The 24,032-nt window shown below is 58.8% G+C and carries 17 protein-coding genes and 2 pseudogenes; 14 read left to right on the forward strand and 5 right to left on the reverse strand.

Annotated elements, in window-relative coordinates; all coding sequences use genetic code 11:
* The first annotated feature begins 194 nt into the window (after positions 1-194).
* From AAHK20_RS24690 to AAHK20_RS24700, 3 genes are all read left to right on the forward strand, one after another.
* Entirely contained in the window at positions 195-629 is a 435-nt protein-coding gene (locus AAHK20_RS24690; RefSeq protein ID WP_449184130.1) for an Hsp20/alpha crystallin family protein, read from the forward strand.
* Between the two features lie 12 nt (positions 630-641).
* Positions 642-1,049 carry an Hsp20/alpha crystallin family protein gene (locus AAHK20_RS24695; protein ID WP_449184131.1) on the forward strand — a complete coding sequence of 136 codons (408 nt, stop codon included), beginning with the start codon at positions 642-644 and terminating at the stop codon, positions 1,047-1,049.
* Positions 1,050-1,185: 136 nt separating this feature from the next.
* On the forward strand, positions 1,186-2,934 hold the full coding sequence (locus AAHK20_RS24700; RefSeq protein ID WP_449184132.1) for an ATP-binding protein: 1,749 nt from the start codon (positions 1,186-1,188) through the stop codon (positions 2,932-2,934).
* A gap of 386 nt (positions 2,935-3,320) precedes the next feature.
* Here the strand turns inward: AAHK20_RS24700 and tnpC are convergent, their stop codons facing one another.
* Entirely contained in the window at positions 3,321-3,692 is a 372-nt protein-coding gene (gene tnpC, locus AAHK20_RS24705) for a Tn3 family transposase post-transcriptional regulator TnpC (RefSeq protein WP_134192774.1), read from the reverse strand.
* Between the two features lie 7 nt (positions 3,693-3,699).
* A complete protein-coding gene (locus AAHK20_RS24710; RefSeq protein WP_449184133.1) occupies positions 3,700-6,696 on the reverse strand; it encodes a Tn3 family transposase in 2,997 nt (998 codons plus the stop codon).
* A gap of 141 nt (positions 6,697-6,837) precedes the next feature.
* On the opposite strand from AAHK20_RS24710, the pseudogene AAHK20_RS24715 reads away from it, so the two are divergent.
* The 9 genes and pseudogenes from AAHK20_RS24715 to AAHK20_RS24755 form a co-directional block, all read left to right on the forward strand.
* Positions 6,838-7,584, forward strand: a pseudogene (locus tag AAHK20_RS24715) (VOC family protein); the annotation flags it as partial.
* Positions 7,585-7,618: 34 nt separating this feature from the next.
* On the forward strand, positions 7,619-8,575 hold the full coding sequence (locus AAHK20_RS24720) for a fumarylacetoacetate hydrolase family protein (protein WP_449184134.1): 957 nt from the start codon (positions 7,619-7,621) through the stop codon (positions 8,573-8,575).
* Positions 8,572-10,581 (forward strand): acyl-CoA synthetase, encoded by a 2,010-nt coding sequence (locus AAHK20_RS24725; protein ID WP_449184135.1) that lies wholly within the window; start codon positions 8,572-8,574, stop codon positions 10,579-10,581. Before AAHK20_RS24720 ends, AAHK20_RS24725 begins: the two co-directional genes overlap by 4 nt.
* Before the next feature lie 659 nt (positions 10,582-11,240).
* Entirely contained in the window at positions 11,241-11,945 is a 705-nt protein-coding gene (locus tag AAHK20_RS24730) for an OmpW/AlkL family protein (RefSeq protein ID WP_449184222.1), read from the forward strand.
* A gap of 92 nt (positions 11,946-12,037) precedes the next feature.
* Positions 12,038-15,016, forward strand: a complete 2,979-nt coding sequence (locus AAHK20_RS24735) for a molybdopterin-dependent oxidoreductase (protein WP_449184136.1) — start codon at positions 12,038-12,040, stop codon at positions 15,014-15,016.
* Between the two features lie 10 nt (positions 15,017-15,026).
* Positions 15,027-15,890 carry a 4Fe-4S dicluster domain-containing protein gene (locus AAHK20_RS24740; RefSeq protein ID WP_449184137.1) on the forward strand — a complete coding sequence of 288 codons (864 nt, stop codon included), beginning with the start codon at positions 15,027-15,029 and terminating at the stop codon, positions 15,888-15,890.
* Positions 15,891-16,150: 260 nt separating this feature from the next.
* Positions 16,151-16,876, forward strand: coding sequence for a TetR/AcrR family transcriptional regulator (locus tag AAHK20_RS24745; protein WP_449184138.1), 726 nt, complete (start codon positions 16,151-16,153; stop codon positions 16,874-16,876).
* A 56-nt stretch (positions 16,877-16,932) separates the two neighbouring features.
* A complete protein-coding gene (locus AAHK20_RS24750) occupies positions 16,933-17,853 on the forward strand; it encodes a LysR family transcriptional regulator (protein WP_449184139.1) in 921 nt (306 codons plus the stop codon).
* Positions 17,854-17,856: 3 nt separating this feature from the next.
* Positions 17,857-18,219, forward strand: a pseudogene (locus tag AAHK20_RS24755) (Tn3 family transposase); the annotation flags it as partial.
* Between the two features lie 676 nt (positions 18,220-18,895).
* Here the strand turns inward: AAHK20_RS24755 and AAHK20_RS24760 are convergent.
* The 3 genes from AAHK20_RS24760 to AAHK20_RS24770 all read right to left on the reverse strand — a co-directional run bounded on the left by AAHK20_RS24760 (position 18,896) and on the right by AAHK20_RS24770 (position 20,876).
* Complete coding sequence (locus AAHK20_RS24760) at positions 18,896-19,456, reverse strand: hypothetical protein (RefSeq protein WP_449184140.1); 561 nt, start codon at positions 19,454-19,456, stop codon at positions 18,896-18,898.
* A 10-nt stretch (positions 19,457-19,466) separates the two neighbouring features.
* Positions 19,467-19,658: a hypothetical protein gene (locus AAHK20_RS24765; RefSeq protein ID WP_137331300.1), complete on the reverse strand. Its 192-nt coding sequence runs from the start codon at positions 19,656-19,658 to the stop codon at positions 19,467-19,469.
* Positions 19,659-19,721: 63 nt separating this feature from the next.
* Positions 19,722-20,876, reverse strand: coding sequence for a M48 family metalloprotease (locus tag AAHK20_RS24770; protein WP_449184141.1), 1,155 nt, complete (start codon positions 20,874-20,876; stop codon positions 19,722-19,724).
* A 687-nt stretch (positions 20,877-21,563) separates the two neighbouring features.
* Between AAHK20_RS24770 and AAHK20_RS24775 the strand changes: the two genes are divergently transcribed.
* Positions 21,564-23,501, forward strand: coding sequence for a hypothetical protein (locus AAHK20_RS24775; RefSeq protein WP_449184142.1), 1,938 nt, complete (start codon positions 21,564-21,566; stop codon positions 23,499-23,501).
* 265 nt (positions 23,502-23,766) lie between these two features.
* Positions 23,767-24,030: a hypothetical protein gene (locus AAHK20_RS24780; RefSeq protein ID WP_449184143.1), complete on the forward strand. Its 264-nt coding sequence runs from the start codon at positions 23,767-23,769 to the stop codon at positions 24,028-24,030.
* Positions 24,031-24,032 lie beyond the last annotated feature (2 nt).

A 24,032-nucleotide genomic window follows, 5' to 3' on the forward strand; every position in this document is an offset into this window, starting at 1 on the left:
AGTTCAAGACAAAATTTTCACTTGCGAGCCCTTGAAAACCTCGTTTCGCGACCCATCTTCGGTATCGCTCAGGCAGTCGTTCGCGAATCTGGTTCGCGGGCGCTGCGTGTTTCAACCTAGATTGTCGCGGCACGGGACAACCGGACTGAAACGCGTCGCCGGTTCGTCTTCTCGCCGCAGAGGAGAAAGCGACCATGAGTGACGTTTACTTCGGAACCAGCCTCTTCAGCGAACTGGACCGGCTCCAGCGTCAGATGTCCAGTATGTTCGGCGGCTTCCCATCCAGCCTTCGTTCAAGCCAATTCGGCACATTTCCTCATATCAACATCGGCACGACCGACGACACGATTGAAATCGTCGCGTTCGCGCCCGGTGTCGAGCCCGCGAAACTCGATATCTCCATTGAGAAGGGGCTGCTCTCCATTTCCGGCGAGCGGACAATCCAGGAAGCAGCCGAGGGCACGCGGCAGTATGCGCAGGAGCGCTTCAGCGGCTCGTTCAGACGCGTCATCGAACTGCCTCAGCAGGCTGACCCGGACAAGGTGCAGGCGCGCTATGTCGATGGCTGCCTGCTGATTTCAGTCGGAAAGCGCGAAGCCTCCAAACCGCGCGCCATTACTGTTCAATAGCGAGGTGACATCATGAGCGACAACACGCAAATCGCTGAACGCAACCAGGGCGCGGTGGCACGCGCGGCGTCGGACGAAGCACGCTCTCGCGTCACGCTGACACCGGCGGTCGACATCTTCGAAGACAGCCACGCCGTCACGCTTTACGCCGACCTGCCGGGCGTGCCCAAGGATAAACTGGACATCAAAGTGCATAGCGGGAACCTGACAATCGATGCCGAATCGGTGGTACCCGTGCCGCCGAACCTGCAGCTATCCCATGCCGAGGTGCGGGCGCCTCTCTTCTCGCGACGCTTCACGGTCAGCGAAGACTTCGACCTGTCGAAGATCGAAGCCGCCTTGAAAGACGGCGTGCTGAAGTTGACCATCCCTCGCCGCGAAGAGGCCAAGCCGCGTCGCATTGACGTCAGCGTGGGCTGAGGCCCGGTCGGCCCAGGGTCCGCAAGTCCATGGAGCTGGCAGTTGCCTGCTCCATGGCCACTTGCACTCTCGTGTCCAGGGCCAATATCAGCAGCCCTTCGCGATGGTGTTGCAAACAGTTTCTGGAGCGCCAATCATGACCGTGCCGACTGCGTCGCCCCTTGTAACCCGCGTCCAGCAAGCGGGCGCCCTTGTCACCGCAGAACTGGATGCACGCGCGCATCGTTCACCAGACTACGCTGCGGAAAGCGAGGCCCTGCATGCAATGGCCCAGGCGTTGACGGAATCGGACACGGCGATGCTCCAGAAGCTGGTCGACACAGCGCTGACATTATGCGCAGCGGGCAGTGCCGGCATCAGCCTGCACGAACCCAAGGATGGTCAGTATTCCGCCTTCCGTTGGGCCGCCGTGGCAGGACGTTGTGCGGATCTGGCCGGCCATCTCATTCCGACCGACGACAGCCCGGGAGGCGTCGCAATTGCATTGGGTTCGCCGCAGTTGTTTGTTTTTCCGAAACGGCACTTTCGCTGCCTGGCGCACGTCGTTCCAGAAGTGACTGAAGAACTGGTCGTGCCGGTTCCGGGCACGCCGAAGCCCTGGGGCGCACTGTGGGTGATGTCTCACGATGACCATCATTTCGATAGCGAGCATCGTCGCATCCTCAAGAGCCTGGCGGCGTTCACCTGTGCTGCGCTCACAATAGCCCAGGCGAAGGCAGATGCCGAAGCGCGAGCCAGGGAAGCCGAGGAGGCAAGGCGCGCAGTCGCTGCAGCCGAAGCTCACAAGGACGATTTCATTGCCACTCTGGGACACGAGCTGCGTAATCCGCTTGCTCCGATCGACAGTGCGATGGCAGCGGCGCAAAGGCTTGCGGCCGACTGTCCCGCAGTGTTGTCGGCGCTGGCCGTTGCCAACCGGCAGGTGCAACAGCTAAAACGCCTCGTGAGTGACCTGCTCGATGCATCGCGAATCCGACATGGCAAGCTGTCCGTGCGACCCGCCCACGCGTTGCTCGGCGACATCATCAAGGACGCGATCGCTGCCGTGAGCGAGCAAGCCGAGCGACGTCGGCATCAGCTTCATGCCACACTGCCGCCCTATCCGGTGACGGTAAGTGCCGACGCCGCCCGTCTGGTGCAGGTTATCTCCAACGTATTGGGAAACGCAGTCAAATACACACCGCCCGGAGGAGAAATCACGTTGGACGTAGACGCGCCTGACCCTGCTGCGATTCCCGAACATGACTCGGCGCCGCGGGAAGTGGTCATCACGGTACGCGATACCGGCATAGGCGTCCCCCCCGACCTTCTGCCGCGCATCTTCGACCGCTTTTCGCAGTCCCGGTCCGCGAGAATGGGCGCTGAAGGCGGTCTTGGCCTGGGCCTGTCGGTCGTGAAGTATCTCGTCAATGCACACCAGGGCGAAGTGTCCGTCTTCAGTGAGGGCGAAGGCAAGGGAACCCAGGTTGTCTTGCGGTTGCCCATCGTCCGTCATAGCAGCGTTGAACATTCGGCATCCACGACCCACGGGATACCGCCTGCCCGGATCCTGCTCGTTGACGATAACGCGGATGCGACCGAGGCGCTTGCGCTGCTGCTGACACTGGACGGTCACGAGGTGAAACGCGCTCAGAACGGACTGGAGGCGCTCGTGCTCGTCGAATCCTTCACGCCAGACGTCGCGCTGATCGACATCCACATGCCAGGTATGGATGGCCATGAACTTGCCCGCCTGCTTCGGCAGCGGACGCAATGCGCGTCGACGCGACTTGTCGCATTGACTGGCTCTACCGGAGCAAAAGACTCCGCTGCTATGCGCGAATTCGACTGCTGCCTCGTTAAACCACCGTCGCTTGAGGACCTCGCGTTTGTCATGCGTGGCTAGCCACACCGCCCCTGCATCATCAGGGCCGCAATGCTTCCGCACCGACCACCAAGGTGATTCGGCGTACCGTCGTCTTGCGGTCGCGATTGGCACCTGTTTGACGCTCGCCGCGGCAAACGCGGTGAGGCAAATCATGGAGCGTACGGGCCATCGCCTGAATGGAGAACATGCGACTGCAAACACGCGTCAATGGTCGTAATTTTGCCGTTCCCCGCAGACCAAGCGGGCCGCTGTTCGATGGTCGCCACTGCGGGTCTTGTTGCGCGAGGTCGTGCTGTCCCGGTTTACCTGCCAGCCAACGAACGACCACTTGCGCGATGTTTGATCGCCCGAAACGGTTCGTTCAGCGACATTCGGAAAAGCCGAGGCCTTTTCGCTTCGTACGTTCACCGCCCATTCGGGTCGCCCATATCATCAGAGCGAAGCGCCTCGAGCGGCTGTAACACTTCGCGGATAGATATCAGTTCAGCCACGTAATGATCGATCCGGTCGAGCACGTCCGTCAGTTGATCGACAAACGGTGTGTCATCGGACATTGCCATCAGGCTCGCCCCATTCACGATCGTGTGCGCCATGCTGTGCAGATGCAGCAGATCGTTCCGCAGATGCTCCGGGTCGTAAAGGCTCGCACGTACCTCATCCAGCGTACCTACGGCGTCGAGCATGCGCGTCGTGTCGTAGCTAGACTGGAGGGCATCCAGTCCAGCCGTGTCAACGTCGCCATACGGCGTCGCGGTGACCGCAGCTCTTGCACTCATGGAATCGTTACCTCATTGCGTTGTCGGGGCGGGCCGCTTGGCCAAACAGCGCATCATTGATCCAACTCTCCGGTGCGCGGTCCAGATGCAGTTTGTAACGCCCGAACCGCCGGATGTTGTGTGTCGGATACGGACTTAGGAATTCGATATCCTCGGGGCGGACTTTCTCGCCCTCGGCCACCATGTCGCGCAACGCCCGCATCATGTCGGCCGTATTCTGCAGGATCACCGCCGAGGCGATCAGGTCATTGTAGCGGAGCCGCTTCTGCTGCTCTTCGGGCTCATTCTCTGCAATCACGTCGCCTCCGAACGATAGCCACTTCGCGAAACCGTTGTACGACTCGATCTTGTTGGTGTTGGCCGTGACCTCCTGGCGAAGCTCGCGGCTGCCGATCCATTCGAGAAGGAACACGGTCCGCACGACGTTGCCGAGCTCGCGCGCGGCCAGGTAAAGCCGGTTCTTGCGGCTCTCCGAGCCGAGCCGCCGCAGCAGCAACGGCGAGGAAATCGTGCCCGCCTGCATCGAGAGTGCCACCTGCATCAGTTCCTGCCAGTGCCGCTCGATCAGCACCCAGTCGATCGTCGCAGTGAACAGTTTGTCGATGTGTTTGTATTTCGCCTCGTTGTTCGGCCGGTACATCACAAGGTCTTTCCAGTTGCGGATTCTGGGCATCAGCTTGATACCGAGCAGATGGGTGAAGGCGAACACGGCGGCCGATTGCCCCTGCGTATCGGCATGCACGGTGTCCGCCTTGACGGACAGGCCCGCCTTGAGTAGGCCCTCGATCACGTAGATGGCTTCCCACACTCCCGGCGGAATGAAATGCCGGAACACCGCGATATAGTTGTCGGCGACGTGCCGGTAGGCGACGGCGCCCATCTTCCGGTACCGGAAGTGATAGCCGGCCAGCAGGTTGTTGTCGTAGAAGTCATACTGCGTGCCGTCGGCGGCCACCGTCTTGCCGTCGCCCCAGTGCTTGGGCAGATCGAGGCGCAGGTACAGCTCGGTCAACTCGCGCTGTGCGGTCTCGAGTTTCTCCAGGCTCATGTGTCGGCGATTGACGAACGAAAGCATGTGCGCGGTCACGTCGGTATCGAGATGGCGGGCCGCCTGGGTTGGTCCGAGATTGCAGCCCATTGCGAAGATCGTCAGCAGGTAGCGCTCGGCCGCCTTGCGGATCTGCGGGTCGATCCCGGAGAGCGGTCCGAAGTGCCGCGTAAAATGGGTCCAATGTTCGATGTTGGCGAGGATGTCGAGCACGTTGCGCGTCGGCAGCCGCGCATTGATCCGCTCCTGCAGCGCGATCGCGCTCGCAGGGATCTCTTTTGCAATGGTCTTGCGCAGGGTCGGTTCGCCTCGCTGGTCGATCGTGACGTGTTCGCGCTTGTGCGAAAACTCCTCATCAAGCTTTCGTGCGCCGTCGGTCAGCCATTGGCGCAATTGGTCAACGAACTCGCTGCCGGTCTCCGGCAGGCCGACCTTCGCGCAGTAGTCAGGCATTTGCTCCTCGCACTGCCGCCACGGCAGCAGGTGATCGCGGTAGTCCGCATAGGCGTCGGAACCAGTCACGCACAGGTCACCCACCCGCAGCTCTTCGGCCATGTACGAAAACACGCAGAGTTCAAGAAAGCGTCGGTTGGTCGGCGCTCCCTCCCCGTGGGAGCGGCGCACGAGCTTGCGCCAGCGCGCCGCAGCAAAACTCAGGTCCACGTCGGCATCGATCCATTCACGGTGTAGCGTCTCATTCTCCAACACCACGTCGAGCGCATCGAGCAGCGAGCGAACTTGGCTTGTGGAATCCCATTCAAGCGTATGGACAAGACGCATAAGGACCGAGCGGTGCGCACGGAAATGCTTCCAGAGCAGTGGCAGGTAATTGCGGCCGCTGAAGGCTCGGATCTCCGCACAGCTCTCGCGCAGCGGTTCGAGGTCGCCCTTCGGTGCCAGCCATTTCCGTATCGACTGCGCGATCGTCATCTCGTCGGGTTCGTCGGAAAGAATGTCGACAACGCCGCCGAGCAGGACCACGAGATCTTCGACCTTGTCTCGCTGCCTACGCTGGACGATCTCCAGTTCGTCGCTTGCACGCTTGTGAATCGCGGCCATGCGCCGCACGAACATGTCGGCGAGATCATCGCGGGCGCGCACGCGCATCCGGCTCAGCAGCGCGACGATCAACGTGTAGCGTTTCTCGGGGAGCGTGTCTTTCTTGAGGGCGGACGCGTCAAGCGACATCGCCTGCATCGCCAGCGAGCGCAGTTTTGATGCCGGAACGCCGGCGAGTGCAATCGTGAAGTCGCCGATCTCGTCGAGCCAGGTGATCTGGTCAATCAGCAAGTCCAGGTGCTGCCGGGACGGCCGCTTGGCGTGCCGCTTGATGCGGTTGTAGGCGGTCTGTCGGCTCGAGAGGTCCCGAGCCAGAAGACGGTCGAGACCGCGCTTCTGTTCATCGGTCAGGCGTCGCGCGACCCGTTTGAAAAGCCGCGCCTGGGTCTTCGCGTGAATCTGTTCGGTAATCCGATCCAACGTTGAGAACGCCGGCAGCTCGACGTTCTGCGCGATCAGCTCGTCGATTGTGGCGTTGATGATGTCGACCGGCTGGTCCATGGACAAGGCTGCCGTATGCGCGGCACGCGTGGCAATCGTGCCAGCGTCGGTGCCGTAGTACGGCTTGACGCCGAGGTACTCGCGTACCGCGGCGTAATGTCGGAACAGCGTCGGTGATGCCTGCGTGTCGTAGCCGAAGCACACGCCTGGGCCGATGTTCGCCGCTGCGCGCACGTGTTCGACGATGGCCGCCGGAATAACGTCGAGCGCCGGGAAATGATGCATCTGCTGGAAGATTTTTAGAAGGACTAGCAGGCCCAACCGGGGCCGCTCACCCCGTGACGACCGACGTGCCCATTCCAATTCATCGGGCAGAGGCGTGTAGCAGGCCTGCAGATCCCGGGTAGCCAGGACTTTGGGAAAGCGCGGGTATGCGGTGCGTTCGACGGTGGCCATTGCGAGTCGTCCAGATCGCAGAGGGCCAGTCAGATTAGCGCAAGAAAAATCAGACGTTACTGCGTCAGATCGAAATGTTCGGACGCGTTTTCATAACCAAAAAGCTTATGATAGGAATTTACGCGTACCTTGTTGAGCCCCGGTTACCTGGTGACGCTGACCGATCCTTCCGGTTTTCAGGTCGATGCGATATGGGGTCAGACCGCGGCGGGGAGCTTGCCTCACCGGCTGCCGTTGCCCTTCAACTCGGTCGATGCGACGGTCCGCGTCAACGGAACTCAGCGACCACCCGGACACGCGCCGGAGGTCGTCCGCCTAGGGCACGTGGTGCTCGAACTTGCCGACTATCAGAGAACCTGTGCGTGGTACACGCAGCACTTCGGCTTCATTCCTAGCGACGTGCAGGTGCTGCCCGACGGCTCTCCCGCCGTCGCCTTCATGCGTCTCGATCTCGGCGGCGAGCCAGCCGATCATCACACCCTTGCCCTCGCTCAGGGGTTTGTCGCGAAGTACAGCCACAGCGCATATGAGCTCGTCGACGCGGACGCGGTCGGCATGGGCCAGCGCGTTCTGCGCGAAAACGGCTGGACCCACGCGTGGGGGATTGGCCGACATATCCTCGGCAGTCAGATCTTCGACTACTGGCAGGACCCCTGGGGCGACAAGCACGAACACTACTGCGACGGCGATCTGTTCACTGCCGACGTGCCGACCGGAATCCATGGCGTGAGCCGCGAGGCGATGGCGCAGTGGGGACCGACGATGCCGCGCAGCTTTACCAAGCCGAAACTGACGCCTATGAGCCTCGCCGGACTGATTCGCAATCTGCGCCGCAGCCCCGACCTCACGCTGGCCAAGCTGAAGACGCTCGCCAGCATTTTCGCCTGAAGCAACACCTGTTCATCGAATCCGGAGATTGGAAATGGCAGTTCACGTTCTGCATTATCTGCATGATGGTCATGCCCAGTGGGGCGTCGTTGCCGATGGCGCGATCACGCCGATACCTGGCGAGTTCAGATCGACCGCCGAATTCGTTGAGGCGAATCCGGTCGAACGGCTGCTTTCACTGGACGGCCCGACGATTCCTGAGTCGCAGGTTCAATGGCTGTCGCCAGTGACAGCAAATCAGCAGTTCGTCTGCCAGGGAGCTAACTATCGCCAGCATATGATCGAGTCCGGCATGGACCCGGACGCGAAGAAGTTCAATATGATCTTCACGAAGGCGACGAGCTGCATCGTTGCGGCAGACTCGCCGCTCGTGAAGCCGAAAGAGGTGCGATTCCTCGACTATGAAATCGAACTCGGTCTTGTCCTGAAGCGCGACATCACCTCCCGCGTCACCGTGACGGACGAGAACCTGCACGAGTTCGTCGCGGGCGCCGTGATCGTCAATGATTACTCGGCGCGCGACATTCAGATTCCGCAGATGCAGTTCTACAAGGGCAAGAGCTACCGGACGTTCGGGCCGGTCGGTCCGTACCTGTGCCTGCTGCAAAAGGAAGAAATTGCGAAGCTGGGCGAGCTCGTGCTGACGCTGACCGTCAATGGCACCGTTCGGCAGAACGACACCACGGCCGGTCTGGTCTATGGTCCCGCAGAGACGCTGACCGAGCTTTCTGGCGTACAGGATCTGCACACGGGCGACCTGCTTGCGACCGGCACGCCGTCCGGTTGTGCGTTGATCATTCCGTCGCCCGAAAAGCAGCGCGCTGCCGCACAGTTGCCTGAAGCGGAAAAGTGGCGTCTGTTCCTGAATCTGCAGGCTGAGCGGACCCAGTATCTTCAGGTCGGGGACGTCGTGGAGGCATGTATCGTCAGCCACGACGGCTCGATCAATCTCGGTGTGCAGCAAAATCGCGTGGTCGCGGAGGCACGATGAAAGGCGTCGCGAACATCCAGGACATCGACGCGATCGAAGCCCACGGACAACTCGCGGATCTCCCCACGAACACTTACGAGATGATCTGCCGGGGTGCGGCCATTGATCCGTCGGCACCGGCGCTATCGTTCTTCGCAACAGCGGACTACTACGCGAGCCCGGAGCGCTGGACGTATAGCGAACTGGTGCGCGACATCACGCGCACTGCGAACATGCTGTCGCGACTGGGTGTACAGCGAGACACGGTCGTCGCCTATATATTGCCGAATCTGCCCGAAACGCACTTTGTGATCTGGGGCGCCGAGGCCGTTGGCATTGTTTGCGCGATCAATCCACTGCTCGAAGGCGACGCGATCGGCGAGCTGCTCAATGCCTCGGGCGCCAGCGTCCTTGTCACACTGGCGCCGTTTCCCGGCATGGACCTCTGGCCGAAAGTGCAGCCTGTCTTGCACAAGGTTGCCTCGCTCAAGCATGTCGTACTGGTCAACCTCGCCGAGCATGTGCCGGGAGAACAGCGATCTGCGGCCAGCAAGCTTCAGCTTGACGAATGCGCACGGTTGCACGGCGAGGAGGGCGTGCGAGGCGCGGTTCCACCGCAGGTAGCCATCCACGACTTTAGAGAAGCAATGGCATGCGAGCTTGGCACAGTGCTTTCCGGTTCGCAGCCAACGAGCGCGGACGACGTATCGTCCTATTTCTGCACGGGTGGCACTACAGGCTTGCCCAAGATTGCGATGCGCCGGCACGGCAACGAAGTGGCGAATGCCTGGGGCGCCGCGCAGTTCTTCGGTGAAAGCGTCGGTCCGGGCAAGACGATGTTCTGCGGTTTGCCGCTTTTTCACGTCAATGCCGTGATGGTGACGGGACTGCTGCCGTTTTCGCGTGGCGCACATGTCGTTTTGGGCACGCCGCAAGGGTATCGCGCAGAAGGTGTCGTCAAACGCTTCTGGGACATCGTCGTGCATTACGGCATCAATTTTTTCAGCGGCGTGCCGACCCTTTTTGGTTCACTGCTGGACGTTCCCGTTGGCGGTCGCGACATCAGTTCGCTCAAATACGGGCTGTGCGGAGCTGCGCCGATGCCGGTGGAATTGCTGCGTGCGTTCCAGACTCGAACCGGGATCAAGATCCTCGAAGGCTATGGCCTCACGGAAGGCACCTGCGTTAGCAGCGTCAATCCGCCGCTCGGCGAACGGCGGGTCGGCTCTATCGGCCTTCGTCTTCCAGGCCACGCCATGAAAGCCGTGGTGGTCGATGAGGCGGGCCAGTATGTGCGGGACTGTGTTGCGGATGAGGTGGGTCAACTGCTGATCTCCGGCCCGAACGTGTTCATCGGCTATATGCATGCGGAGCAGAACAGCGGCATCTGGATGGACCTGGCGGATGGCCGCAGATGGCTCAATACCGGCGATCTGGGGCGCCGCGACGCAGAGGGTTACTTCTGGCTCACCGGCCGAAAGAAAGAGCTGATTATCCGGGGTGGACACAACATCGATCCTGCAGCGATCGAAGAAGCTCTCCATCGCCATCCCGAGGTCCAGATTGCCGCAGCAGTCGGGCGTCCCGATATGCACGCCGGTGAACTGCCGGTCGCCTATGTCCAGCTAAAGCCGGGCACAACGGCGAACGAAGCACAAATGGCCGAGTTCTTGCGTGACGAGATCAGCGAGCGTGCGGCGTTCCCCAAAGCGATACGCATCGTCGATGCGATGCCCCTCACGGGTGTCGGCAAGATCTTCAAGCCGGCGCTCAAGCGGCTTGAAACGGTAGACGCTTTGCAGTCGGCGCTCGTGGATGCCGGTGTCGAGGGCGCAAAAGTCAGCATCGCGGAAGACACCTTGCGTGGGATTTCAGTTCACGTCGAACTTCCGGACGCGGAACTCGAATCATTGGCGACTTCCGCGCTCGGGCGTTTTCCGTTCGCATTTTCCGTCGCTGTCGCGGCAAGTCTCGGGAGCAACGTTGCCGGCGTTGCAGCTTCAGAGACACATAGCGCATCTAAGTGACGCGATTTCTGACATCGACGCAGGCGTTCAGTCACTCGCATGCGCGTCGATATCCCGCCGGAATTGCAAATGTCACCGGTTAGTTTGGTTGGGGAAGAAGATGGGTATTGCGTCAGAGAGATCCTTGCGTTCGCTTGTTGAAAAATGGTTTGCGCCAACTTCCGAGACCCCGTTGCGCGTTACCCGACTTGGTCGTGCGCAATCGCATCAGGGAACCTGTGTGCATATCGAGCTACTTTTGTCGACAAGGCCGGTTGGGCTGTTCTTTTTCCGGCACCGCGATGGTTCGTGGTGCGTGTTCCCGCCTGAGGCCGAGCGACTCGTGATGCGCGTTTACTAGTATGCCGGCCAATTGGTCAAACGTTGCAACTGAACGATAAGGCAAAGGGAAGCAACAGACGTTCGCAGTACAGGACTCGATAGGGTACGGCGACAGGAAGTGGGGAAAACATCTTCAAATTTGATCATTGTATTTAGTACGACTACGCGAATGTTGAGCAGATGATTTGAGGATTCGGTCCGGAAATATGAGGGCCGACCCCACGATCCGGCGCAGTGGGCGGATCGCTTCAGGTGTGTGCACGATAAAAAAGATAACCAACCGATGAGACAGGAGAAGACGCGTGAGGAATAACAGGAGATATGTTCGCTCTGCCGTTATGGCGGGGTTTATATGTTCGGCTGCGCTTGCTGGAAATGCGAATGCCCAGTCGGCCGGAAGTTTTACCCTGGCGACAGGGTGGCTTCACGTAGCGCCACAGGGTCATGCAACGCCGCTCACCGTGGAAAGCGTTGGTGGTATGGCTGTCAATCAGGAATTGTCGGGTACTGGCGCACACGCGACGTCAACGAATACGCTTGGCATCACCACCGAGTACTACGTGACCGACCACATCGGCATCGCCACACTCTTCGGCCTGCCATTGACAGTGAATCTGCAGGGCGATGGGACGCTCGCGAAGTACGGCAAACTGGGTACGACGCGGCCGATGCCGCCCGCCGTCGAGCTTCGATATCACCTGTTTGAGGCTCAGTCGAAATTTCGTCCTTTCGTCGGATTGGGCGTGAACTACACGTGGTTCACCCAGGTTCGCGCAACCAACGGCCAGTTCATCACCGATAGCGTGGGTCCGGGCGGTTCGGTACGCGCAACCCTCAGTGCATCGTGGAACCCCGTGTTCGAGGTCGGGGCAAGTTACGCGTTTTCCAAACACTGGTCGGTCGGAGCGTCTGTCGGCTACATCCCGCTCAAGACGCACATGACTTTATACGGACAGACCGCAACCGGAACGCAGATCGTTTCCAAATCGACGCTCCGGATCGAACCCATTAACGTCTTTTTGAACGTCGCCTATACGTTCTAACAGGTACGACCGGCGTTCCGTGAGTCAATCGCGGCGGCGGTCCGTATTGCCGTGATGCTTGCATACGCGCAGCCCTTCCACTGGATAAAAAAGTGAAACGACAGATCCTCAAGACCATTCTCCTTGCCATGCCCAAGGTCCTTGATCTGACAGCACGCCGCTTCCCCGCCTATCGCGATCGTCTGAAGGAGCGCGACCTCGTCGCGTGGATCGGGCTCATGGATGAAAGCATTGGTCGAGTCATCAAGCTCAAGAACGGCCGCATTCGATCGTCCGCCGGCACGCATCCGAAGCCCGACGTGCGCATGCAGTTCAAGGATGTCGCCACCGCCCTGAAATTCCTTTCGCCCAGTCCGGACTACTTGGATATCATCCACGCGGCGAAGAATTTCAAGGTCGTCACTGAAGGCGACGATGAGCTGCTCGTTTGGTTCATGCAAACGCTGAGCATGATGCAAACCATCAGCCTGCCGATGGGCACGCCCATGCGGGATGGCACACACCGCTATACCACCTGCACCAACGGCGGGCCATTGTTCGTCTACGTGAAGGATGGACGAATCGTTCGCGTCACGCCCATCGATCTCGACAGCAAGGATGCGCCGAGCTGGGAGATCGAGGCGCGCGGACGCCGATTCAGCCCGCCACGGCGCGGCCTCGTCGCGCCGCATGCGCTGTCGATCAAGTCGCTTGTCTACTCGGACAAGCGCATCCTCCATCCGATGAAGCGGGTCGATTTCGATCCCGATGGGGAACGCAACCCGCAGAACCGCGGCAAGTCCGGCTATGTGCCGATCAGCTGGGACGAGGCGTTGGACATCGTCGCCCGGGAAATCAACCGGCAAAAGCGTGTCCACGGCCCGGGTTCCATTACCTTTCCGATGTCGTCGCACCATCAGTGGGGCAATATCGGCTATTACCTCAGCGCACTGACCCGCTTCGCCAATCTGATCGGCTTTACACGGGTGGCCGCGAATCCGGACAGCTGGGAAGGATGGTACTGGGGTGCCATGCACCACTTCGGCAACTCGATGCGCGTTGGGGTGCCATCTGGCTATGGCGGCATCGAGGACTGCCTTAAGGAGGCCGAAATGATCGTTTTCTGGTCCTGCGATCCGGAAAGCACGAACGGCGCCTACGCGGGATTCGAAGGCACACCGCGGCGTCTATGGGCCAAGGAGCTGGGAATCGAGTTCGTCCATATCGATCCGCATTGCAATCCGACCGCGCAGTTGCTGGGCGGCCGGTGGATTCCCATCCGGCCTCAAACGGACGCAGCCCTCGCCACTGCGATCATGTACGTGTGGCTCGAGGAGGATCTGTACGATAAGGAGTACGTCGCGAAGCGGACCACCGGGTTCGATGAGTGGCGGGCCTACCTGTCAGGCAAAACGGACGGCATACACAAGACCCCCGAGTGGCAGGAGCTGGAGACGGGCGTGCCTGCCAAGGACGTTCGTGCGCTCGCGCGTCTCTGGGGGAAGAAGAAGGTCTATCTTGCCGTCGGGATGACGGGTGCGGGATTCGGCGGGGCGGGACGCGGGGCAACAGGGGCCCAGTGGGCGCGCTGCATGATCATGATGATGGCGATGCAAGGCTGGGGCAAGCCAGGCGTGAATTTCGGCTGTCTGCAGCTCGGTGCGCCGCATGACTTGCATTTCTACTTTCCGGGCTACGCGGACGGTGGCATGTCGGGCGACCTCGCGTGGACCGCGAACGCCGTGAACAACTATCAGCGCATGCCGCACATACTGACCATGAATCCGGTCAAGCAGATGGTCCCGCGGCAGCAGCTGCCGGATGCCATCATCGACGGGCACGCGACAGGCTATCTCTGGGACGGTATGTCTCAGGAAGCCCAGTTCGCGCCATTCAGCTACCCGATGCCGGGCTACTCGCCGATCCACATGATCTATCGCTATGGCGGGTCTGCCTTCAGCACGGTCACCAAGTCCGGACGCTGGGTGGACGCCTACCGGCATCCCAGCATCGAATTCGTGGTCAACCAGTCGATCTGGATGGAGGGCGAGGCCCAGTTCGCCGACATCATTCTGCCGGCGTGTACGTCGCTGGAGCGATGGGATATCGGTGAATGGTCGAATTCCGGCGGCTATGCGCATCATGGCTTCAACACCGTGAATCACCGCATGATCACGATGCAGCACAAATGCATCGAGCCTCTCGGCGAGTCCCGCTCCGACTACGACATCTTCACCGCTATTCTGTCGCGTCTTGGCCTTGGCGGCGTTTTCACCGAGGGATGCAGTGAACTCGACTGGGTCAAGCGCGTGTTCGCATCGTCCGATCTCCCGGATCACATTTCGTGGCGCCAGTTTTGCCGCAAGGGCTATTTCGTCGTTCCGCCCGAAAAGCCGGAATTGCGGCACCCGGTGGACATGCGCTGGTTTGCGGAAGGACGGCGCAAGGACCTGCAGGAACCGCATCCGATGCCGTCGCAGTACGCCGAAAAGTTCGGCATGGGGCTGCAGACGCCCAGCGGCAAGCTGGAGTTCGTGCCGGAGTTGCTGAAGCGGCACACGGCGGACAACCCGGAGCGGCCGCCGCTGAACCGATACATCCCGTCCTGGGAGGGGCTGCGATCAGAATTGGCTCAGCGCTTTCCGCTGCAACTGATCGCCACTCACAGCCGGTACAGTTTTCACACGCATTGCGACGGGAAGAACTCGTCGGTCAATAGTGTCGAAGATCATCGCGCGTTGATCGGCGGTCATCGCTTCTGGCTGCTGCGGCTCAGCCCCGCCGACGCGGAGGCCCGGGACATCGCCCATCGCGACCTCGTCAAGGTGTACAACGACCGGGGCGCGGTCATCTGTGCGGCTGACGTATCGCAGCTTGTCACCGCCGGTGTCGTCAAGTCGTACGAGGCCAGCGCTGAATTTCAGCTGGTCGAAGTCGATGGCGAGCGCGTTGAAATAGGCGGCTGCATGAACCTGCTTACCCCAGACCGCTCCCAGACCGCGGGCACAAGCAGCATGAGCCCGAATTCATGCCTCGTGCAGGTTGAAAAATGGAAAGGCGCCGAAGCTTTCTTGCTCGGTCGCGCAGCATGAGGAGCACATGATGAGCAAGTGGAATCTGATTATCAAGGTAGGGCAATGCGAGAACTGCAACAACTGCGTTATCGCGGCACGTGATGAGCACGTTGGAAACGATTTTCCCGGTTACTCCGCGCCCGCCGCGGCCGGCGCCGAAAGCCCCATTCGCATCCTGCGCCGCGTGCAGGGCGATGCTCACATGGTCGAAACGACGTACCTGCCAGTGATGTGTAATCACTGCGACGAAGCGCCATGCATGCGCGTCGGCGGCGACGCGATCCGAAAGCGTGCCGACGGGATCGTCATCATCGATCCGACCAAGGCACGCGGCCGCAAAGATATCGTCAACTCCTGCCCGTACAAAGCGATTGTCTGGAACGAGGAACTGCAAGTGCCGCAGACCTGGATCTTCGACGCTCACCTGCTCGATCAGGGTTGGCAGCGTCCGCGATGTGAACAGGCTTGTCCCACTGGCGTATTCGAGGCCGTCAAGCTCGATGACGCCGCGATGGCGGAAAAGGCCCGGCGCGAAGGGCTCGAGGTTTTGCGACCCACTCTCGGCACGAGGCCTCGCGTGTGGTACAGCGGCCTCGAACGCTGGCAAAGCTGCTTCGTAGCCGGGAGCATCAGCGCCCAGGTGAACGGGGTGGTTGAGTGCGTCGCTGGTGCTGCGGTTGTCCTGTATACGGACGATCGGCGGGTTGCGGAAACGGTCTCTGACGCCTTCGGCGATTTCCGGTTCGGCGGGCTCGCGAAAGGCAGCGGCAAGTACCGGATCGATATTCGTCATGCACTCGGCGAAGCATCGCGCGAATGCAAGCTGGGCGAAAGTGTGTTCCTGGGCGAAATCAGCCTTGTACGCTCGACCAGCTCGGTCGGGCTTGTCTGAAGCCGCAGAAGGCGCCGATGTCTGAATGGGCAGACCGGTTGTGCTGTCGCTTTCTTTGGCAGGCCGCAAGCGGCCTTGACGAAGCTTATGCGCAACCGACCGTAACTATGATTGACAAAAGTATCATTTATGAGTTTAATGTCAATAGTCCGCTCGATCGCAGCCTGAGCAGAGGTCGACGGTGCTGATGTGAAACCGCCATCTGACAGTCTCGCCTATCGCTGCGAGTGCAGACGCCAACTTCACCCGTAAGCTACGCCATGAATCCCGAACGCATGACGCGCGACCGCAGAAAAGAGCAGACGCGCGAGCGACTGCTTGACGCTGCCCGACAGATGTTTCTCGAGAAGGGGGTTGCGGCAACGAGCGTCGAGGATATCGCCGGGACGGCCGGTTACACTCGCGGCGCGTTCTACTCGAATTTCCAGTGCAAGCAGGAACTGCTGGTCGAGTTGTTGCGGCGCGATGACGATAAGGCGCGCGCTGCTTTACATGGGGTCATCGAAGCGGAGGAGGGGGCGTCGCAAGAGGCGAAGGTGCGCGCGTGCGTTGGTTACGGTCGCCATTTAATGCAAAGCGATACCTTTGCGCTTTGGATGGAAGCCGGACTTCACGCCTGCCGTGACAGTGAGTTCCGGGAGCACATTAACGGGTTCCAGCAACACAAACTGGAAAAGATGGCGGCCTGCATCCGTTCATGGATGCAGTGCGACGAACACGGGTTGCGGCCACCACCGGAAAGACTTGCCCTCGGGCTAGTGAGCCTTTGCGACGGCCTGCAATTGCGCAGAATCTCCAACCCGGACGAAGTGAACGACCAGGTAATTCAAGAAACGCTATCCGGTTTTTTGTCGAGCCTCTTCAGACTTCCTCTCGCCGCGGACGCAGGACCTCCGTTTCCTTCGGCGGTCGGGTCTGACTCTGCAGGACTGACCGAGGCTCTCTCGCGCACGGCGAAACAGATATCAGACGCGCAGCGGAAATGATCGGGCCGGTCCACGCTGTTGCGTAGGCGGAAACATGATGGACGAGAAGTCGGAAGATGGAATATATCGCTAGCTTGCGCCTGTTTCGCACGATCGTGGAGGTCAAGAACTTCAGACGTGCCAGTGAGATGTTGGACCTGTCGCCATCAGTCGTTTCGAGGGCGATCGTGGCTCTCGAGGAGCGGCTGGGCGCTCGATTGTTCCATCGTTCTACCCGCCAGTTTTCGCTGACCGACGCGGCGGAGCGCTTCTATAGCGGATGTTGTCAGATCCTCGACGACCTGGACAATCTGGAAGCTTCAACGGCGGGTCACGGCCGGGTACCAACGGGCGTATTGCGCTTGGTCGCTCATACGACGGCTGCGCTGACCTGGCTCGCGCCGTTGATCGCAGCGTTCAGGAAAAAGCATCCTAACGTCACGTTGGATATCACGCTGACGGAGCGCCCCGTTGACCTTACGGCCGATGGCTATGATCTCGGCATCGTGCTGCCGTTCATGCTGGCGACCGACCTCGCCGTAACACGGCTGCTGCGGCGGTTGCCGCTGGCTATCGTTACCACGGAAGCTTATCTCCAGGGGCGTCGCCGGCCGCGACACCCCGCCGACCTCGCTGAGCATGTGTTTGTCGCCGTTCCCCCATCGATGCACAAACCATCCGTCACTTTCCGCGTCGGCCAGCAAGACGTTGCTGTCCCGACCAACTACGAGATCGCGTCAAATAACCCGATACTCAATCGCGACATCGTGCTAGAGGGAGTCGGTATCGGCTTGCTGCCGATCACGCTTGTCGATGAGTACATTCAGACCGGGCGGCTCGTGCGCTTGCTCGAAGACTTCGAGATCAGTGACGACGCAGCGGAGATCAGATTGGCGTACATCGGTCGCGCACTGTTGCCCGCGAAGGTCAGGGCATTCATCGACCACTGCACCGGGTTCTTCGAGGCAGGCATGCAGGGGTGTGCCGCTGATCGCTGATAGCAGCATGTGTTGAACCGCTGAGAAGCCGTACATAATGTTCAGCGCGCGATCTATATCGGCAAGATTCCCGTCGAACTGGCCCGACGCCAGGAACCACTGTCGGCGGTTTCCTCCGCGCTGACACTTCTCTCCAATATCCTGATGGCGTGGAACACCACCCACATGCAACGCGTCGTGGACGAGTTACAGGTTGCCACGGGCCAGCCACTGCAATCTGAACAGTTAAGGCGAATCGCGCCGACCCACCTCGATGGCATCAATCTGCGTGGGACGTTCAACTTCCCGGTAGCTCGGTACGCGCGACGAATCCTTCCAAGTCTCGCGAGTGATCTGCCCGCTGCGACAGCCAGTCGTCATGCATAAACAATCGAGTTCTGGCGATTGAATCGATATTGCAAACGACGTATGCAATGTCGGCTTGTCCTTGCGCTTTGCGGAAAGAACCATCGGGCTGCCAGGTCATCCACGCAAATGTGGGGCCCTCGAAGGGGCAGTCAGCAGGTGATTTGATTAGAAAGACAATTTAAACGGGGCCGCAAGGCAGACTCGTGCCATGCTCAGGTGCCCCTAACCGGAAAAACGCATGGAAATCAAATGCACCCCCTTATGTGGAGCTAGACATAGGCCGACGAGCGGTGACTTTCTTCCGTGACATCGAGCTGTGCAACGGCGACTAGTGAACGGGCCGACTGCACCGAATCGGCGGGCAACTGTGCCCATGCGTCAAATAGCGACGCCGCTAAGGGCAGCCTCGTTGGCCAAGCCAGCCAAGGCGGCCTGTTCGAATGCGGTTAGCTTGCTGACAGACATCTCGGGGCATTTGCTTAGACAGCGATCATGACTTGCCCCGCTGGGGGCGTACGCCACATTGTTCGACCAACCCGAGCAATGCGACCAAGCGTCGAATGGCCCGGTCCTCTTCAAGGAAACGGAAATCGTTGGGTTGCCGCGGCGCTGGGCACTGCGGAAACCGACGCAGGAGGAGGTTCGGCGAAGGCACGAAAATGCCCGCAGTTAGTGGGCTTTGGGGCAGCGCTGACTACGTGAAAATCTCGGACTGTTCATGCCTCAGTTCGTTGATCTTGTCGTGAAGCCGGATTTTCTCGTCGGCTTTTCTCATGGCTGGTTCAGACATAAAGCCGACCAGGCTTTCGAGCTGCGCCACGTCGCCGACAGTCTGAAACTGCTTCGCCTTGTTTACGAAGACAACTGATTTTTTCTTTTGGCGAAGCAGTTCGATGACGTTCCGGAGCGTTCCAGTACTCTTGGCGTCCCAAATCATGAGGCCAAAGTCAGCAGCCTTCGCCATCTCGATGTCCTTCGCTGTGAAGAATGTCCGAGAACCCGGCGCCGCGTGCTTAGTCTGAACGCACTTGACGGGCCAATGACCAATGTTGTTGCGTGGCTTATCGCCACTGCAATAGACGACGGTAAGACTGGCACCCTTTTTAAACAGGTATGCCTGTATCGAGCTGTCGGCGCCGTCAGCATCTCCGACGATGACGGTATGGTCCGCTTCGATGATGTTGTCGATACGCTCGCGTACCTTGGGGTCCAGATGTTTGATGCTGATCGAACCAGCGATGAAAATCTTGGTCATTCGTCGGCCCTCACCATGTCGCGGTTGCGACGTAGACTTTTCCCACCTTCGCATAGGTGCGAAGAACAGCGCAAGCGGCTTCCAACGACGCGCCGGCATCGTACCGAGCATCCATGAGCAGCACATTCCATCTACCATCGCCTGTGATCGCCTCGTTGAGCACGATCTTGCGCTCGAGCGCCTTGACCACTGCGGCGATCATCGACGACTAATCGCAACATACGAAACATCGCTTGTCCCGCCGGCTGCGCCGCGGTAGCACTGATCAGCGCGGCAACCACTCGACCGTTCGTTCGATAGGTCGGACACCGAACACATGCTGCTCGGCAAGACGTTTGGCAGCGACGTTCCACGTCGTGGCAACAATCCGGTAGTACAGATTCTGTAGTGAAATGAACTGATAAGAGGTTCGTGGGCTCGACAGACGTTCTGTTAAGAAGCTGATCGCGCGCCGGCGTTGATTTATGCCTGGATGGCTATCGCGCGTACTGCCAGGTAAAGACTTCCCGTTCTTGAGTATCTGATTTCCCTTGCGAATAAATTCCAGCGTTGCAAGAAGAGCCACCGCTCCGGCGTTTGCCAATGCAAATACATTGTTTCGAGGTTCCGAGTTGCCTGCCTCCATGCAGAGCCACGTGGCTAGCATGTCAGCTTCCAATTCCATACCATGTTGTCGATCTCGATCTTCCCCTTCTGCACTCGCAATTCCGCCGCTACCATGCTTCATGATGTGGTGGCCGTATTCATGACCGACCACAAACCACATCATCGATTCCGAGATGTCGTCCTGCACACTGAACTCACGCTCCCCCGGAATACTTATAAAGTCGCCGCGAGCAGGGGTGGTTGGATTATGCGAATAATCGTAGTAAAGCGAATACCATTGAGACATTAGGTTTTCGTTTTTGAGAAGCTTCTTTTCGATCCTTCGGAAATCCTTTTCGATCGTGAATCCTTCTCGCTTATTTTTCAGTGGAACGCTCAGGGCAAGCAGTTTCGACAATCGGTGAACCAGCAAAAGCAAATTCGACGTTAGCATCACAAGGCTTGTTTCCGTCCCGAATACTGGAACCTGCATTGCCTCGCTACCCTCGGCAAACAGAGCCCCAAAGGAAACGCCATTCCGAAGGTTGAAGCCGATATTTTCTGCCACCGTTTCGATTTTATCCACGGCTGCTTTCACCAATGAGTGCGACAATGGCTCGTCTAACGCAGTCTTCACGTCGCCTGGATCATCCAACGCGCGCTCAACCATATCTAGGTCGGCTGTCGGAAGCGCGTTCAAGGTATGCGCGATAGCGGCATGTCGCAAGGTCTGCAGTTTTTGGAGGGCTTGCTCGGCGGAACTCCCGTACCTCACCTGCTGCTGATGTCGATAGTCGTCAGCAGCGGCCATTTCCTCGGCTTTCTCATTGTCCATCTTCGTCCTTTTATTCGTTGCCCTTGTTATCTGGCACGGCAGCGTCTACGCATGCAAACCGGCATTACAGCTTAATCAAATTGGCGCCCTCTATGATAGCGGTTACTGGCGGCAGTGCTAATTCTCTCGACTTTCTGGTTCTCCGTTGACCTCTCGCGCCCAAACACGATCCAGAAAGCTCATGACCAACGGAAAGCCGTATCCGGAAAGAATCTTGAGAACACCTGGTTCTTTCGTCTATTTTTCAGCCCCTTTTACCCCACGCTCGGCGAGAACAAGCCAGTAATCAAAAATGTGTTGCAGAGCAAATCTAGCCGTGAAGTTTGGCGAAGCTGCGCTTCTCGAGACTGCTTGCCTCACCAGTTGTATATCGCCAGTCTTTGGTATTCCAGGAAATTCGGACATATTTTCTCTTCGCTTCGTCCTTCATGGCGGCGTTCCTCGCGTCGACTCTTCGTGAATGAACCACATCTCAATGTTGCCCCGCTGGCCTGTACGGCGGGAGGGCGTGTTGATGTATGGCGCTAGGTTCCTGACCCGGAATCGCAATGTTCGGCATTTTCGATCAAAAACCCTGAGGGAGTTTTCGACTTTTTGCTGAGACCCTAAAGCAAATTTCAATGTTGACGATATCAGAAAGGAGATTCCTTTTTTCATCACAGGTGTACATTTTCTTGTGAGGTCGCAATGGGTAAATCAAACGATAAGATGCCCTTGATCAGAAGCGGTATCAGCTTGCGGGACGTCCGAGACGAAGAAGAGGAGTACCTTGCCAAACGTCGGAATTCCACTGGAGTGGAAAAAACGGCAACTTTGGGGGTTGCGCTATCGGGCGGGGGCGTTCGAGCAGCGTGCTTTGCGCTCGGGGTAATCCATTGGATGGAGAGATCAGGCCACTGGGAGAGGGTGGATTACGTGTCCAGCGTGTCCGGTGGCGGTTACGCAGCGGCCGGCGTATTAGCGGCGTCAAATGACAAGGGAGCAGAAGTTGACAGTGTTACCAGGGCAGAAAGAGTTTTGGCGGAGCTAAACCGCGATGACAATGGATATATCAAATTTTCGGCGCTAACAATCTTGGTGATGCTCTCGCTTTGGGGCATCTCCATGCTGTTGTCCCTGTCTTGGCTTCTGCTTTTGGTGGGGCAGTCCGGGCCGCTTGTAATGGAGATGTTTCCGATACATCATGCGATTGACCGATATGTGCCGGGAGTCGGCTGTCTTGGCTTTCTGCTGGTCGTGATATACCAACTCGTGGCGTCCCGCGTGAGAAGGCGGGCTTCACCAGATGGTCAGGTCTGGTTCTTCCTCGCGATGATCTTCGGTGCCATACAGATGGCGGATCTGGCAGGGCACCTATCAATAGGGCATTCGCCGAGAGCGCTGTATTGGCTGACGTGCGTAGTAGCTGGCCTGATCTGGTTGTTCGTCGGAATTGCCTTGAGCCTGCGTCCTAGTCATCCATCCATCGTCAGGCTGCACGGCCGCGCAGGGTACGCCTTTGGGTTCGCTTTCATTCTATCTGCAGGATTGATCATGCAGGCGTTCATGCGCGATTTGACGCATCACGCTATCGCTGAGGGCTTAAATCTTCTTTATTTCGCGTCCCTGCTGATTGTGCTCTTTGCAATGGTGACGAATCCGAACTGGCTATGTTTGCCTGCGAAGATTTACTACGAAGGACTGAGACGGAAATTTGGTGGCGGTACGGATCAGGCGATACATAAGGTTCATGGCTATGAACGTGCGCCTATCCACCTGATAAACTGCTTCTCACAGTCGCCTGTTGCACGTGACGACGAAAAGAAGCAGCGACGGGGTGGAGAAAATTTCTGCGTTAGCCGTCGTTATTGCGGATCGGCATCCAGTGGGTATTTCCCGACTAAGGAATGGTATGTTGGGAACAAGCGAAAAAGCTGGAAGCATCAGTTTATCTGGCGACTGGTAGCCACTTCAGGGGCGGCGGTCGACATCCACCCGGTCAGGCAGAGCCCGCTACGGAATTCGCTTCTAACGGTGTTCAACATGGGACTTGGGGCGTGGGTGATCAATCCAGCGTTCAATCCCGAGCGTCGGACGTGGCGCCCGTCGTTTTTTCTCAATTCAATGGCGGCGCTGAATGTGCACAACAACCGCACGAAATGGATGCGCCTCAGTGATGGCGGGCATTTTGAGAATCTGGGGATATATGAACTGGTTGCTCGCGAATGCATGGATATCGTAGTGGTGGATGCCGGGCATGATCCGAACTATGAATTCTCGGACCTTGCGTATGCGATCGACAGATGTCGCGAGGACTTTGAGGCTGTGATCGACGTTCCGGACCTCTTTCCGCGTGAGACGCAGAATCGCATTCAGGAGGTGAACCTGACGGGAACGATTCGTTATAAGGGGAAGACCGAGCTCGGCAAGATCACATATATCAAATTGGGGGTGGAGAAATGGCATTCGCTCCCGCTACGGCTGCGGTCTTCAATCGACCGCCATTTTCCCCACGAGCCGACTACAAATCAATTTCCCACGCGGGATTTTATCAACGCCTACTACCGGCTCGGCGTGGAGACGGCATCGAGGGCGTTGCCAGTGGTGATTAGTGAACAAGCTTCCGTTGATGTCGCTGTCGCGTGAGTGCTGCCAGTCCATTTGTTCGCTCACGTGTTTGTCCAGTAGGGGTGGGAGGGACGTGTGAGCGTATCGATTTCGGTGATCATTTTGGACCATCGGCGATGCACGCGCTTGGTTCGCAGAAGGAATCAGTCCAACGCCGAAATGTTGATACGATAGCTCATGCCGCTTGCCGGTCGAGGGAATCTCGCGATGGATATCCTTCGTTCTCGACGAAGTGACAACAGTGATTAGGGGCTGGTGCCCTAGAGAAGCTAAACAACCCGCTATGAGCAACGGTGGATACATGCGCGCCCGCGTCGTCTACGACTATCCGAGAGACGAATTGATAGGGACATTGCTGGCCACGGGCGAGACCTTTGTTACGAGCGATCCGAAACAGATGGCCGAGTTGCTTTTCGCTGCGGGTGTTCGGCATGGTCAGGTACAGATGCCCGATTGGCGCGAGGGAGACATTGCCCCGGCCACTGGCGACAAGATCGCGCTGAATTTTCGCCTAGTCCAGCTCGGACGACAGGAGTCAGGGGAATGAAG

The sequence above is a fragment of the Trinickia camelliae genome, from assembly GCF_053525655.1.

Coding starts and splice junctions, on each gene's coding strand:
- AAHK20_RS24730 (WP_449184222.1), top strand. CDS start 11,241: ATGGCGGGGTTTATATGTTCGGCTGCGCTTGCTGGAAATGCGAATGCC.
- AAHK20_RS24695 (WP_449184131.1), top strand. CDS start 642: ATGAGCGACAACACGCAAATCGCTGAACGCAACCAGGGCGCGGTGGCA.
- AAHK20_RS24700 (WP_449184132.1), top strand. CDS start 1,186: ATGACCGTGCCGACTGCGTCGCCCCTTGTAACCCGCGTCCAGCAAGCG.
- AAHK20_RS24770 (WP_449184141.1), bottom strand. CDS start 20,876: ATGGACAATGAGAAAGCCGAGGAAATGGCCGCTGCTGACGACTATCGA.
- AAHK20_RS24740 (WP_449184137.1), top strand. CDS start 15,027: ATGAGCAAGTGGAATCTGATTATCAAGGTAGGGCAATGCGAGAACTGC.
- AAHK20_RS24780 (WP_449184143.1), top strand. CDS start 23,767: ATGAGCAACGGTGGATACATGCGCGCCCGCGTCGTCTACGACTATCCG.
- tnpC (WP_134192774.1), bottom strand. CDS start 3,692: ATGAGTGCAAGAGCTGCGGTCACCGCGACGCCGTATGGCGACGTTGAC.
- AAHK20_RS24745 (WP_449184138.1), top strand. CDS start 16,151: ATGAATCCCGAACGCATGACGCGCGACCGCAGAAAAGAGCAGACGCGC.
- AAHK20_RS24775 (WP_449184142.1), top strand. CDS start 21,564: ATGGGTAAATCAAACGATAAGATGCCCTTGATCAGAAGCGGTATCAGC.
- AAHK20_RS24765 (WP_137331300.1), bottom strand. CDS start 19,658: ATGATCGCCGCAGTGGTCAAGGCGCTCGAGCGCAAGATCGTGCTCAAC.
- AAHK20_RS24710 (WP_449184133.1), bottom strand. CDS start 6,696: ATGGCCACCGTCGAACGCACCGCATACCCGCGCTTTCCCAAAGTCCTG.
- AAHK20_RS24690 (WP_449184130.1), top strand. CDS start 195: ATGAGTGACGTTTACTTCGGAACCAGCCTCTTCAGCGAACTGGACCGG.
- AAHK20_RS24725 (WP_449184135.1), top strand. CDS start 8,572: ATGAAAGGCGTCGCGAACATCCAGGACATCGACGCGATCGAAGCCCAC.
- AAHK20_RS24750 (WP_449184139.1), top strand. CDS start 16,933: ATGGAATATATCGCTAGCTTGCGCCTGTTTCGCACGATCGTGGAGGTC.
- AAHK20_RS24760 (WP_449184140.1), bottom strand. CDS start 19,456: ATGACCAAGATTTTCATCGCTGGTTCGATCAGCATCAAACATCTGGAC.
- AAHK20_RS24720 (WP_449184134.1), top strand. CDS start 7,619: ATGGCAGTTCACGTTCTGCATTATCTGCATGATGGTCATGCCCAGTGG.